Origin of the sequence: Streptomyces sp. NPDC059816, from assembly GCF_042732055.1 — a bacterium.
Classification (GTDB): Bacteria; Actinomycetota; Actinomycetes; order Streptomycetales; family Streptomycetaceae; genus Streptomyces.
In genome coordinates this window covers 1-13,452 of the sequence record NZ_JBHWIQ010000020.1, presented here as the reverse complement: position 1 = coordinate 13,452, position 13,452 = coordinate 1, and the positions used below count along the sequence as shown (strand labels likewise).

At 72.9% G+C, this 13,452-nt stretch carries 9 protein-coding genes; 5 read left to right on the top strand and 4 right to left on the bottom strand.

Annotated elements, in window-relative coordinates:
* Positions 1 to 10: 10 nt before the first annotated feature.
* The 3 genes from ACFV88_RS24905 to ACFV88_RS24895 all read left to right on the top strand — a co-directional run bounded on the left by ACFV88_RS24905 (position 11) and on the right by ACFV88_RS24895 (position 5,203).
* Complete coding sequence (locus tag ACFV88_RS24905; protein ID WP_385494085.1) at positions 11 to 3,838, top strand: hydantoinase B/oxoprolinase family protein; 3,828 nt, start codon at positions 11 to 13, stop codon at positions 3,836 to 3,838.
* The gene (locus ACFV88_RS24900; RefSeq protein ID WP_385494084.1) at positions 3,819 to 4,424 is read left to right on the top strand and encodes an ATP/GTP-binding protein; all 606 of its coding nucleotides are present in this window, start codon (positions 3,819 to 3,821) and stop codon (positions 4,422 to 4,424) included. Before ACFV88_RS24905 ends, ACFV88_RS24900 begins: the two co-directional genes overlap by 20 nt.
* A 242-nt stretch (positions 4,425 to 4,666) precedes the next feature.
* Entirely contained in the window at positions 4,667 to 5,203 is a 537-nt protein-coding gene (locus tag ACFV88_RS24895) for an NUDIX domain-containing protein (RefSeq protein WP_385494083.1), read from the top strand.
* A gap of 78 nt (positions 5,204 to 5,281) precedes the next feature.
* On the opposite strand, the gene ACFV88_RS24890 is transcribed toward ACFV88_RS24895, so the two are convergent.
* Positions 5,282 to 7,630 (bottom strand): TIM-barrel domain-containing protein, encoded by a 2,349-nt coding sequence (locus ACFV88_RS24890; protein WP_385494082.1) that lies wholly within the window; start codon positions 7,628 to 7,630, stop codon positions 5,282 to 5,284.
* Positions 7,631 to 7,834: 204 nt separating this feature from the next.
* On the opposite strand from ACFV88_RS24890, the gene ACFV88_RS24885 reads away from it, so the two are divergent.
* The gene (locus ACFV88_RS24885) at positions 7,835 to 9,817 is read left to right on the top strand and encodes an acetoacetate--CoA ligase (RefSeq protein WP_385494081.1); all 1,983 of its coding nucleotides are present in this window, start codon (positions 7,835 to 7,837) and stop codon (positions 9,815 to 9,817) included.
* Positions 9,818 to 9,905: 88 nt separating this feature from the next.
* Positions 9,906 to 10,808 carry a hypothetical protein gene (locus tag ACFV88_RS24880; protein WP_385494080.1) on the top strand — a complete coding sequence of 301 codons (903 nt, stop codon included), beginning with the start codon at positions 9,906 to 9,908 and terminating at the stop codon, positions 10,806 to 10,808.
* 52 nt (positions 10,809 to 10,860) lie between these two features.
* On the opposite strand, the gene ptsP is transcribed toward ACFV88_RS24880, so the two are convergent.
* The 3 genes from ptsP to ACFV88_RS24865 form a co-directional block, all read right to left on the bottom strand.
* On the bottom strand, positions 10,861 to 12,531 hold the full coding sequence (gene ptsP, locus ACFV88_RS24875) for a phosphoenolpyruvate--protein phosphotransferase (RefSeq protein ID WP_385494079.1): 1,671 nt from the start codon (positions 12,529 to 12,531) through the stop codon (positions 10,861 to 10,863).
* A gap of 62 nt (positions 12,532 to 12,593) precedes the next feature.
* Entirely contained in the window at positions 12,594 to 13,043 is a 450-nt protein-coding gene (locus tag ACFV88_RS24870) for a PTS glucose transporter subunit IIA (RefSeq protein WP_385494078.1), read from the bottom strand.
* A 156-nt stretch (positions 13,044 to 13,199) separates the two neighbouring features.
* A partial coding sequence (locus ACFV88_RS24865; protein ID WP_385494077.1) for a hypothetical protein occupies positions 13,200 to 13,452 on the bottom strand: 253 nt, incomplete at its 5' end.

The window sequence follows — 13,452 nt, the reverse complement described above, 5'->3', positions numbered from 1 at the left end:
GGAGAACGACGTGACGGGCTGGCAGTTCTGGGTCGACCGCGGTGGCACCTTCACCGATGTCGTCGCACGCAGGCCCGACGGGAGCCTCGTCACCCGCAAGGTCCTCTCCGCACGGCCCCGCGACCCCGCGGGACCCGGAGGGACCCCCGGCGACCCCGGACCCGAGACCCCCGACGCCGCCGTCGAGGGCATCCGGCTCCTCCTCGCCGAACACGCCGCGCACGCCGAACACACCGCGCGCGCAGCGCACGCCGAGCCCGCAGCCCACCCAGGACGAGCAGAGCGCCCGCAGCACCCCGGACCCGCCCCGGCCGCGCCCACGATCGCGTCCCTGCGCATGGGCACCACCGTCGCCACCAACGCCCTGCTCGAACGCACCGGGGAACGCACCGCCCTCGTCATCACCCGGGGGTTCCGCGACGCCCTGCGCATCGCCTACCAGAACCGGCCCCGCATCTTCGACCGCGAGATCGTCCTGCCGGACCCGCTCCACGAGCGCGTCATCGAGGTCGACGAACGCGTCACCGCCGAGGGCCAGGTACTGCGCCAGCCCGACCTCGACGCCCTGGAAGGACCGCTGCGCGCCGCCCGCGCCGACGGTGTCCGCGCCGTCGCCGTCGTCCTGCTCCACAGCCATCTGTACCCCGACCACGAACAGCGCGTCGGTGAACTCGCCGCCCGCGTCGGCTTCCCCCAGATCTCCCTGTCCAGCGAGGTCAGCCCGCTGATGAAGCTGGTGCCCCGCGGAGACACGACCGTCGCCGACGCCTACCTCTCGCCGGTGCTGCGCCGCTACGTCCAGCGCCTGGGCGAGGCACTGGACGTGCCCCGTGGACGCCTGCTGTTCATGCAGTCCAACGGGGGTCTCACCGACGCCACCCGGTTCCGCGGCAAGGACGCCGTCCTGTCCGGACCGGCGGGCGGCATCGTCGGCATGGCCCGCATGTCCGAACTCGCCGGCCACGACCGCGTCATCGGGTTCGACATGGGCGGCACGTCCACCGACGTCTCCCACTACGCCGGCACCTACCCACGCGTCCTCACCCACACCGTCGCCGGGGTGCGACTGCGGGCCCCCATGCTGGACATCCACACCGTCGCCGCCGGCGGCGGCTCCGTCCTCCACTTCGACGGCAGCCGCTACCGCGTCGGCCCCGACTCCGCCGGCGCCGACCCCGGCCCCGCCTGCTACCGCGCCGGGGGACCGCTCACCGTCACCGACGCCAACCTGATGCTCGGCCGCATCCAGCCCGACCACTTCCCCCGGGTGTTCGGGCCCGACCGCGACCAGCCCCTCGACGGCGCACTCGTCCGCCACCGCTTCGCCGCGCTCGCCGCCGAGATCACCCGCCGCACCGGCGACGACCGCACCCCGGAACAGGTCGCCGAGGGATACCTGCGCATCGCCGTGGCCAACATCGCCAACGCCGTCACCCGCATCTCCGTCCAACAGGGCCACGACGTCACCCGCTACGCCCTGACCACCTTCGGCGGCGCCGGGGGACAGCACGCCTGCCGGGTCGCCGACTCGCTCGGCATCCGCACCGTCCTCGTACCACCCCTGGCGGGCGTGCTGTCCGCCCTCGGCATCGGCCTCGCCGACCTCGCCGCCCTACGCGAACGGTCCGTCGAAGCGCCCCTGGGCCCGGCCACGACTCCCCGGGTGCGCGACACCGCCGACGCCCTGGAAGCGACCGCCCGCGCCGAACTGCTGGCCGAAGGCGTCCCCGACGAGGACGTCCGCGTCACCCGGCGCGCCCGACTGCGCTACGACGGCACGGACACCACCCTCACCGTCGACCTCGGGGAGCCGGACACGATGGCCCGGGCCTTCGAGGACCGCCACCGCGCCGTGTACTCCTTCGCCCTGGACCGCCCGATCGTCGTCGAATCCGTGTCGGTGGAGGCCGTGGGCCCCACCGATCCCCCCGACCTGTCCTCCCTCGCCCCGCCCGCCACCGCCCCCGAGCCCCCCGCCGAGGCGGCCCTGCACACCGGCGGAGCCTGGCGACGGGCCCCCCTGCACCGCCGCGCCCACCTGTCACCGGACCTCGCCGTCACCGGGCCCGCACTGATCACCGAGGACGGCGCCACCACCGTCGTCGACGAAGGATGGCGGGCCACCCTGCACCCGGCGGGCCACCTGGTCCTGGAACGCACCACCGCGCCCGCGGACTCCCGCACCGGCACCACCGCCGACCCGGTGCTCCTGGAGGTCTTCAACAACCTCTTCATGTCCATCGCGGAACAGATGGGCGCCCGGCTGGAGTCCACCGCGCAGTCCGTCAACATCAAGGAACGCCTCGACTTCTCCTGCGCGCTCTTCGACCCCGACGGCGACCTCGTGGCCAACGCCCCGCACATCCCCGTCCACCTGGGATCGATGGGCACCAGCGTCAAGGAGGTCATCCGCCGCCGCGGCCGCACCATCCGCCCCGGCGACGCCTACGCGGTCAACGACCCCTACCACGGCGGCACCCACCTGCCCGACGTCACCGTCATCACCCCCGTCTTCGCCCGCCCCACCGACACCCGCACCGAAGCCGAAGCCGAAGCCGAAGCCGCCACCGGCCCCGGAGCGCAGACCCCAGGTGCCCCGCTCTTCTTCGTGGCCTCGCGCGGACACCACGCCGAGATCGGCGGCACCGCCCCCGGCTCCATGCCCGCCGACAGCCGCACCCTCGCCGAGGAGGGCGTCCTCTTCGACGACTGGCTGCTCGCCGAGGACGGCCGCTTCCGCGAGGCGGAAACCCTCCAGCTGCTCACCACGGCGACCCACCCCTCCCGCGACCCCGACACCAACCTGGCCGACCTGCGCGCCCAGATCGCCGCGAACCACAAGGGCGTGGACGAGGTCCGCCGCGTGATCGACGACTTCGGCCTCGACGTCGTCCAGGCGTACATGCGCCACGTCCAGGACAACGCCGAGGAATCCGTCCGCCGCGTGATCGACACCCTCCGGGACGGCGCCCACACCTACGAGACCGACTCGGGCGCCGTCATCCGGGTACGGGTCACCGTCGACCGCGCGGCCCGCGCGGCCACCATCGACTTCACCGGCACGTCCCCGCAGCTGACGACCAACTTCAACGCCCCGTCCGCCGTGGTCGTCGCGGCCGTGCTCTACGTGTTCCGCACCCTCGTCGCCGACGACATCCCCCTCAACGACGGCAGCCTGCGCCCCCTGCACATCGTCGTCCCGCCCGGCTCGCTGCTCGCCCCGCGCGCCCCGGCGGCCGTCGTCGCGGGCAACGTGGAGACCTCACAGGCCATCACCGGCGCCCTGTACGCCGCCCTGGACGTCCAGGCGGAGGGCTCCGGCACGATGAACAACGTCACCTTCGGCAACGACCGCCACCAGTACTACGAGACGATCGCCTCCGGCTCCGGCGCCGGGGACGGCTTCCACGGAACGTCCGTCGTCCAGACCCATATGACCAACTCCCGGCTCACCGACCCCGAGGTCCTGGAGTGGCGCCTGCCCGTCCTCCTGGAGGAGTTCGCCGTCCGACACGGCAGCGGCGGCGCCGGCCGCTGGCACGGCGGCGACGGAGCCGTGCGCCGCATCAGGTTCCGCGAGCCCATGACCGTCTCCACCCTCTCCCAACACCGCAGGGTCCCGCCCTACGGTCTCGCCGGCGGTGCCCCGGGCGCCCTCGGCACCGACCGGGTCGAACACCCGGACGGTACGGTCCTGCACCTGGACGGCAGCGACACGGTCGCTGTCCGCCCCGGCGACGTACTCGTCATCGAAACACCTGGCGGCGGAGGATACGGTCCCCCGCCGCCCCACACCACTGAGGCAGGAGACGAATCCGATGGTCCTGGGGCGTACTGAGCGGGGCAAGGCCCCCATAGAACCCGTCACCCTCAAGATCCTGGTGGCGGGCGGCTTCGGCGTGGGCAAGACCACCCTGGTCGGCGCGGTGAGCGAGATCAAGCCACTGCGCACCGAAGAGACCCTCAGCGAAGCGGGCCGCCCGGTCGACGACACCCACGGCGTCGAGGGCAAGAACACCACCACCGTGGCAATGGACTTCGGCCGCATCACCCTCCGCCAGGACCTGGTGCTCTACCTCTTCGGCACCCCCGGACAGGACCGCTTCTGGTTCCTCTGGGACGAACTCGCCACCGGGGCGCTCGGCGCCGTCGTCCTCGCCGACACCCGCCGCCTGGAGGACTGCTTCGCCGCCGTCGACTACTTCGAACGGCGCAGCATCCCCTTCATCGTCGGCGTCAACTGCTTCGACGGAGCCGACCGCTACCCCGCCGACTCCGTGCGCCAAGCGCTCGACCTCGACGGCTCCGTTCCCGTCGTCCTGTGCGACGTCCGGCACCGGGATTCCGCCAAGGAAGTCCTCATCGAGGTCGTCGAACACGCCCTGACCGTCGGCGAGGTGACGCGCCAGACCGCCACCACCTGACGGGACCGGTCGTCACCGACCGTCGGGCACCCCCCCCGCGACGGTCGGCGAACGGCGAACGGTGAAATTCAGCCCCGGACGACAGAACCGCACACCCCCGAACTGCGTCCGGTCTTATCGGTGAGGTTGGCCGGGACCGACGGGGGTGGTTCCGGCCAACCCCACCGCACGACCCGACGCCCCTACCGCCCGCACACGGGACGGCGCGCCGTCCGCCCCGGGCGATCGGATACAGTCCGCGCGTGTCCGATTCCCAGCACCACACCACCAACCCCGTACGGGACTCCCACTGTTCGAGCTGTGGCGCCCCCTTCGCCGCCGAGGCATCCGGCTGGCCCAGGGGGTGTGCCACCTGCGGCACCACGACGTACCGCAACCCCCTGCCCGTGGCGGTGGCCCTCCAGCCCGTCTACGACGACCAGGGCACCGCCCTGGTCGTCATCACCCGCACGGTGGCCCCCGCACTCGGCGGCATAGCCCTGCCCGGCGGGTTCATCGAGCACCACGAGGACTGGCGCGAGGCCCTCGTACGGGAGCTCAAGGAAGAGACCGGCATCGACGCCGCGGCCCGGGACGTGCGCATCGCCCACGTACTCAGCGCACCCGACGGGTACCTCGTCCTCTTCGGAGCCCTCCCGGAACGACCCGCGTCCGAACTGCCCCCCTCCGTTCCCACGGACGAGACGGAAGGGTGGCACCTGCTGCGCCGCCCCACGGAACTCGCCTTCCCCCTTCACACCCTGGCCGCCAAGGCGTGGTTCGAGGGCCGCCACGGCTGAGCCGGCACCCCGACCGGACGGCCCGGCACCCCGGGCCACGACCCCGGCGGTCCGTACCGTGCGGCGCGCCGGTCCGGCTCACACCTCCCGCAGCCGGACCGGATACCCCACCGGGCCACCGCCCTCACGCTCCACGACCACCCCCTCACCCCGCCACCGCGTCGTGAAGCGCTCCACCTCGGACGTCCCCCACCCGTCACCGGCGTCCGCCACCACCAGGCCGCCTCCCGTACCCCCACGCACGGGAGGCCACACCTCCAACTCCACCCCGCCGTCCGCCCCGCGCACCGGCAGCACCGCACCCGCACGCACCAGGACCGGCGCCCGCGACAACGGCGCCGCCACCCGAACCCGCCCCGGACCCGTGAACGCGGCGCCACTGACCGCGTCGTACCAGGTGCCCGCCGGCAGGTGCACCGCACGCCGGTCCACCCCCGGCTCCATCACCGGCGCGACCAACAGGGCGTCACCCAACAGGAACGCGTCCCCGCAGTCCCGCAACGCCCGGTCCTCCGGAGCACCCCACCACAACGGACGCGCATAGGGCGCCCCCGTGCGCGCCGCCAACTGCGCCAGCGTCATCAGGTACGGAGCCAACCGCCGCCGTTCGAGCAGCACCGCCCGCGCGTGCTCCACCACCTCCTCGCCGAACGCCCACGGCTCCCGCCGCCCCGCCCGCAGCGCCGAATGGGTACGGAACAACGGGAGGTGCGCACCCAACTGGAACCACCGCAGGTACAACTCGGGCGACGGACTCCCCGTGAAGCCCCCCACGTCCGGCCCGGAGTACGGCACCCCGCACAACCCCAACCCCAGCACCAACGCCAACGACGCGCGCAACCCCGGCCACCCCGTCGCCACGTCCCCCGACCAGGTGCCCCCGTACCGCTGCATCCCCGCCCAGCCCGACCGCGAGAACAGGAACGGCCGCTCGGCCGGACGCAGCCGCCGGACCCCCTCGTAGGCAGCCCGCGCCATCCCCAGGGCGTACACGTTGTGCGCCTCCCGGTGGTCCCCGCCCCGCCCCTCCAACGAGTGCCGCGCCGACCGGGGCAACGTCCGCTCGCCGAACGCCGCGAACGACACCGGCTCGTTCATGTCGTGCCAGAACCCCGCGAACCCCTGACCCAACCGCTCCCCGTACCAGTCACCCCACCACGCACGCACCCCCGGATCCGTGAAGTCCGGATACACCGACTCACCCGCCCAGACCGTGCCGACCACCTCCCGCCCGGTCGCGTCCCGCACGAACGCCCCCACGGCCCGCCCCGACTCGAACACCGGGTTCCCCGGCTCCGCCTTCACCGCCGGATCGACGATCGACACCAACCGCACCCCGTCCGCCGCCAGCTCCCGCGCCAACTCCGGCAACTCCGGGAACCGCCGCCGGTCCACCGTGAACACCCGGTGCCCGTCCAGATGGTCGATGTCCAGGTGCACCGCGTCCAACGGCAACCCCCGCTCCCGGTACCCGGCGACCGTCCGCCGCACCTCGGCCGCGCTCCCAAACCCCCACCGCGCGTGCTGGTACCCGAGCGCCCACCCGGGCGGCACCGCGGGCGCGCCCGTCAACGACACCCAGGTGTGCAGCACCCGGGCCGGCGCGCCCACCACCACCCAACACCGCAACGGCCCCCCGTCACAGCGCAGCTCCACCGTCCCCGGCCGGTCGTGCCCCGAACCGTCCCCCTCCTCGCCCTCCTGGAGCGAGACCGACCCGTCCCACGTCGTGTCGTGGAAGACCAGATGCGTCCCGCCGTCCGCCACCACCCACTGCACGGGCATCGTGATCGACAACGGGTCGTCACCCGGCCCGAACGAACCCCCCGGATCGGTGTTCCACAACCGGTACGTCCCGTCCACCAGCCGCGGCCCCGCCGCCCGCCCCCCGAGCCCGAAGAACCGCGCGTCCGCCGCCACCTCCGCCCGCTGCACCCACCGTGCCACCCCGCCCCCGGCCGACTCCCACCAGCGCGGCGGCTCGACCCGGCGCAACACCACCCCGCCCGGAGTACGGACCTCGATCCCCCCGTACCGCGACACCGCGACCGTGATCCGCTCCGACACCACCCGCCACCCACCGTCCTTGTCCGGCTCCAACATGGCGCGCGGATCGGCCTCCGGCGCCGCGCCGCACAGGGCGTACGACGGCTCGGGCCCGGCACCGTCCCAGCCCCAGAACACCGCTCCCGTCACCGTCACCAGGAGCCGCAGCTCCGAACGGGCGAACCGGATGACACCCCCGCCCGGACCCGACTCCACGTCCGTCACCGCACCCGGCACCCGGGCCCGCTCCGCCCCCCGCGGCGCCAGGGCGGACGCGTCCACCCGCCGTCGGCGCAGCGCCGCGCGCACCGCACGCAGCCCCAGCGACGGTCCCCCCGCACCGAGTGCCTTCACCGACCGCAACAGGCCACGACCATCCATGACGATCACCCTGCCACCGCGCCCGGGGGCAACGTGGTGCGTTCAGCCGCCGTTCACCCGGGACACCACCACTGCTCACCGGTGCGTCCCGCCCTGGTGCGCGAGTCGATCACATGGCATCGTCCCCCTCAGCCGCCGAGGCGCACACCACCCACCGTGCGCCGAGGACGCCCACACCCAGCACACGGCAGGGGAGCACCGACCATGTCCTCGTCCTCAGCGAACACCCCACCGCTCTGGCAGCCCGACCGGCGGACCGTGGAGTCCGCCCGGATCACCCGCTTCCAGACCTGGGCCGCCGCCCACCACGGCGCCCCCGCCCACGGCGGGTACCCGGCCCTGCACCGCTGGTCCGTCGACGAACTCGACACCTTCTGGCAGGCCGTCGCCGCATGGTTCGACGTCCGCTTCACCACGCCCCCCACACAGGTGCTCGGCACCCGTCGGATGCCCGGCGCGACCTGGTTCCCGGGCGCCACCCTCAACTACGCCGAACACGCCCTGCGAACCGCCGCCGACCGCCCCGCCGAACCCGCCCTCCTCCACGTCGACGAGACCCACGGCCCCGCCCCCGTGACCTGGGCCGAGCTACGCCGCCAGGTCGGCTCGCTGTCCGCCGCGCTGCGCGACCTCGGGGTCCGCCCGGGCGACCGGGTCAGCGGCTACCTCCCGAACGTCCCGCAGGCCGTGGTGGCCCTCCTCGCCACCGCCACCGTGGGCGCCGTGTGGACCTCCTGCGCCCCCGACTTCGGCGCCCGCAGCGTCCTCGACCGCTTCCAACAGGTCGAACCCGTCGTCCTCTTCACCGTCGACGGCTACCGCTACGGGGGCAAGGAACACGACCGCACCGACACCGTCGCCGAACTCCGGGCCCAGCTGCCGACCCTGCGCGCCGTCGTCCACGTCCCCCTGCTCGGCACCCCCGCCCCCGACGGCGCCCTGGCGTGGGCGGACCTCACCGCCGACGACACCGCACCGGACTTCACCCCCGTCCCCTTCGACCACCCCCTGTGGGTGCTCTACTCCTCCGGCACCACCGGACTGCCCAAAGCGATCGTCCAGTCCCAGGGCGGCATCCTCCTGGAGCACTACAAACAACTCGGGCTCCACTGCGACCTCGGCCCCGACGACCGCTTCTTCTGGTACACGTCCACCGGCTGGATGATGTGGAACTTCCTCGTCTCCGGGCTCCTCACCGGCACCACGATCGTCCTGCACGACGGCAGCCCCGGACACCCCGACACCGGTGCCCAGTGGCGCATCGCCGAACGGACCGGCGCCACCTTCTTCGGCACCTCCGCCGCCTACGTGATGGCCTGCCGCAAGGCCGACGTGCACCCGGCCCGCGACCACGACCTCAGCCGCGTCCGCTGCGTCGCCACCACCGGCTCCCCCCTGCCCCCCGACGGCTTCCGCTGGCTGCACGACGAGTTCGCCGACCGCGACGGCGGCCTGTGGATCGCCTCCGTCAGCGGCGGCACCGACGTCTGCTCCTGCTTCGCCGGCGCGGTACCCACCCTCCCCGTCCACATCGGCGAACTCCAGGCACCCGGCCTCGGCACCGACCTCCAGGCATGGGACCCCCAGGGGCGGCCCCTCCTCGACGAGGTCGGCGAACTCGTCGTCACCCGGCCCATGCCGTCCATGCCGCTCTACTTCTGGAACGACCCCGACGGCCACCGCTACCACGACAGCTACTTCGACACCTACCCCGGAGTCTGGCGACACGGCGACTGGATCACCCTCACCCCCCACGGCTCCGTCGTCATCCACGGCCGCTCCGACTCCACCCTCAACCGCCAGGGCGTCCGCATGGGGTCCGCCGACATCTACGAGGCCGTCGAACGCCTCCCCGAGATCAAGGAATCCCTCGTCGTCGGCGTCGAACAGGCCGACGGCGGGTACTGGATGCCGCTCTTCGTCCACCTCGCCCCGGGCACCGCCCTCGACGACCGACTGCGCTCCCTCGTCAAGCGGACCATCCGCGAGAACCTCTCCCCCCGCCACGTCCCCGACGAGATCATCGAAGTCCCCGCCGTCCCCCACACCCTCACCGGCAAACGCCTCGAAGTACCGGTCAAACGCCTCCTCCAGGGCACCCCCCTCGACCGGGCCGTCAACCCCGGCTCCGTCGACCGCGTCGACCTCCTCCACTTCTACGTGGAACTCGCCGCCCGCCGCCCCTGACCCCGACCCCGCCACCCACGCCGAGCACCGATGTCAGTCCCCCCGGTTACGGTGAGTGAGCATCGATCGACCGTGCACAGGGGGAACCATGACACCGACCGACCACCACGCCACCTCGAACGAACGGATCTACCGCGAGATCGCCGGCACCCTCGGCCTCCTCGCCGACGCCGTGGACTTCACGGCCATGCGCCGCTACCGCAGCTTCCCCTTCGACGACCACCACGCCTACCTGCGCCACACCGAAGCCGTCCTCCGCGCACTCGACGCCCGGGGCCAACACACCAGCATCGCCCTCTTCGACCCCGAGCAGTACGCCTCCTACTGCGCCCGCACCGGCATCGATCCCGACACCCGCGCCTCCCGCACCCGCTTCACCGCCGAACTCGCCGCCACCGGCCCCACCGTCCCCTACGACGGCCGCCCCCTCGCCGAACTGCTCCCCGACCTCCTCGACGAGACCGCACGCCAGGCCACCTGGGAGTACGCCACCCACGCCCTCGCCCGTGCGGGGGAGTGCGCCACCTGCGGCGAGGACATCGGCCGGGCCGCCTTCGCCCGCGCCTGTGACCTCCTGCTGCGCATCCTGCGCTCCGCCCGCCCCGGCGCGCACCACCTCGTCGGCAGCGTCACCACCCCCGCGGAAACCCTCCTCGGCGTCTTCCGGGCCCGCAGCGACGCGACGGGCCTCACCGAAGCCGACGAAGCCGCCGCGGTCGAACTCGCCACCGTGCTCGCCACGGGCTTCGCGACCCGGAGCCCCGGCGGTCTCGTCATGCGCACCACCACCCCGGGCCACGACGACCGCGTCCAGGGCTGGCGCCTCGTCGACGACGGACTCGCCCCCCTCACCGCGGCACAGGTGTTCGACGCCTACTGCACCGACGCCGTCTCCGGCGAACCCATCTCCCCGGAATCCGGCGTGGACTACTGCGCGCCCCCCGACATCGACGGCATCGGCCCGGGCACGAGCGGCCACACCCACCACTGACACCCGGACCCGTCACCGGGGCGCCCCGCACAGCGGAGCGCCCCGGCACCGACTACTCCCCGGAGAGCACCGCCTGCGCCGCGTTCCGCGCGTCCTCGGCGGTGTCCGCGGCCCGGGCCGCCGCCGCCGCGCGCTCGCACTGCGCCAGCGTGTACTTGGCCAGCGCCGCCCGTACGTACGGGATCGACGCCGAGCCCATCGACAGGGACGTCACGCCCAGCCCCGTCAACACGCACGCCAGCAGCGGATCGGCCGCCGCCTCACCGCACACCCCGCAACTCTTGCCCTCCGCCTTCGCCGCCTCCGCCGACAGCGCCACCAGATCCAGCAGCGCCGGCTGCCACGGGTCCTGCAACCGCGACACCGCACCCACCTGCCGGTCCGCGGCGAACGTGTACTGCGCGAGGTCGTTGGTGCCCAGCGACAGGAACTCGACCTCCTGGAGGATCGAACGCGCCCGCAGCGCCGCCGAGGGGATCTCCACCATGGCGCCGAACTTCGCGCGCAACCCCGCCGCACGACAGGCGTCAGCGAACGCCTTCGCATCCGTCCGGTCCGCCACCATCGGCGCCATCACCTCCAGATACACCGGAAGCCCTTCGGCGGCCCTGGCCAGCGCGGTCAGCTGGGTGCGCAGCACATCGGGGTGGTCCAACAGGGACCGCAACCCCCGCACCCCCAACGCCGGATTCGGCTCGTCCGCCGGGGTGAGGAAGTCCAACGGCTTGTCGGCCCCCGCGTCCAGGACCCGGACGACGACCCGACCCTCCGGGAACGCCTCCAACACCTGCCGGTACGCGGTCACCTGCTTCTCCTCGGACGGCGCCTTCGCGCTGTCGTCCAGGAACAGGAACTCGGTGCGGAACAGCCCGACCCCCTCGGCGCCGGCCTCCACCGCCGCCGGCACGTCCGCCGGCCCGCCCACATTGGCCAGCAGCGGCACCTTGTGCCCGTCGGACGTCGCGCCGGGACCGGTCGAGGAAGCCAGCGCCGCCTTGCGTTCCTCCGCGACCGCCGCCAGCGCGGCCCGCTTCTCGGCGCTCGGCTCCACGAACACCTCCCCGGTACTGCCGTCCACGGCGACCACCGCGCCTTCGGCCAGCTCCCCGGCGCCCGGCAGCGCCACCACGGCCGGCACCCCGAGCGCCCGCGCCAGGATCGCGCTGTGACTCGTCGGCCCGCCCTCCTCGGTCACGAAGCCCAGGACCAACGACGGATCCAGCAGCGCCGTGTCGGCCGGCGCCAGATCCCGCGCGATCAGCACGTACGGCTCGTCACTGTCCGGCACACCCGGCATGGGCACGCCCAGCAACCGGGCGACGATGCGGTTGCGCACGTCATCGAGGTCGGCCACCCGCCCCGCGAGGTACTCGCCGGCCCCGGCCAGCAGGGCCCGGTACGAGGCGAAGGCGTCGTACACGGCGCGCTCGGCCGTGCTGCCCACCGCGATCCGTCGCTCGACGTCGACGATCAGCTCCGGGTCCTGGGCCATCAGGGCCTGCGCTTCGAGCACGGCCTGGGCCTCTCCGCCCGCGAGGTTGCCCCGCGCGTTCAGATCGGCCGCCACGGCGTCCACCGCCTGGCGGGCACGCCCCTGCTCCCGTTCGGCGTCCTCGGTGGGGATCTGCTTCGCGGGCGGTTCCAGGACCGCCGTGCCCATGTGCCGTACCTCGCCGATCGCCACACCGTGACTCACGCCGACGCCCCGCAGCGTTGTTTCCATCTCACCGTCTCCGCGTACAAGCGACGGGCCCGCCGCCGCGATGGTTGGTCTGCCGGTCGCCGCTACTGCCAGTCGAAGAGCGTGTCGCCCACCTTCACGTCACCGCTCTCGTTCACGGACGACAGGGAGTCCACCATGGCCTCCAACGCCACCACCGGGCACACCGGGGACTTGCCGGCCGCTTCGACCTCGGCGGGGTTCCACCGCACGACGGCCTGCCCGCGCTGCACGTTGTCCCCCTTGTTCACCAGCAGCTCGAAGCCCTGGCCGTTGAGCTGCACGGTGTCGATGCCCAGATGGGTGAGCACGCCGTGCCCCTCGTCGTCCACCACCACGAACGCGTGCGGATGGAGGGAGACGATCACCCCGGAGACGGGAGCCACCGCCTCCGCGGGCGTCCGCTCGGGATCGACCGCGGTTCCGGGACCGACCATGGCACCGGAGAAGACGGGATCCGGCACCGCGGTCAGTCCGATGGCACGGCCGGAGACGGGGGATGTCACACGGGTCATGGGCAAGCCTCCCAGGGCTCGGAGTCCGACGGCGCCGTCACCCGTCTGCCCGGGACCAGCGCACTGTTCAGCAGCGTAAGTCATAAAAAGTCCGAGTTCCGTGTGGGCGGAGCCGGGTGGCCGAGGGAGGGGTACACCCTCGATTTGCCCCCGCTGTCAAGCCCGCTGTACAGTCGTAACCCTGCCCGCGAGCGACACGAGAGTGTTGTGGAGCCGGGCAGTCTCCTTCAAGTCCTCTTTTCTCATCTTGAGATCAGAATTTCGCATGTCTGCGAGAAGCTGGTCAGGGTAAAGAAAAAGACCTGATAGAGTTTGAAACACCGAAGGGAAGCGCCCGGAGGAAAGCCTCAGCCGAATGGCTGGAGTGAGTACAAAGGAAGCGTCCGTTCCTTGAGAACTCAACAGCGTG

Excerpts from the sequence above, each read along its gene's own strand:
- ACFV88_RS24900 (WP_385494084.1), top strand. The coding sequence starts at position 3,819 with ATGGTCCTGGGGCGTACTGAGCGGGGCAAGGCCCCCATAGAACCCGTC.
- ACFV88_RS24870 (WP_385494078.1), bottom strand. The coding sequence starts at position 13,043 with ATGACCCGTGTGACATCCCCCGTCTCCGGCCGTGCCATCGGACTGACC.
- ACFV88_RS24880 (WP_385494080.1), top strand. The coding sequence starts at position 9,906 with ATGACACCGACCGACCACCACGCCACCTCGAACGAACGGATCTACCGC.
- ptsP (WP_385494079.1), bottom strand. The coding sequence starts at position 12,531 with ATGGAAACAACGCTGCGGGGCGTCGGCGTGAGTCACGGTGTGGCGATC.
- ACFV88_RS24890 (WP_385494082.1), bottom strand. The coding sequence starts at position 7,630 with ATGGATGGTCGTGGCCTGTTGCGGTCGGTGAAGGCACTCGGTGCGGGG.
- ACFV88_RS24885 (WP_385494081.1), top strand. The coding sequence starts at position 7,835 with ATGTCCTCGTCCTCAGCGAACACCCCACCGCTCTGGCAGCCCGACCGG.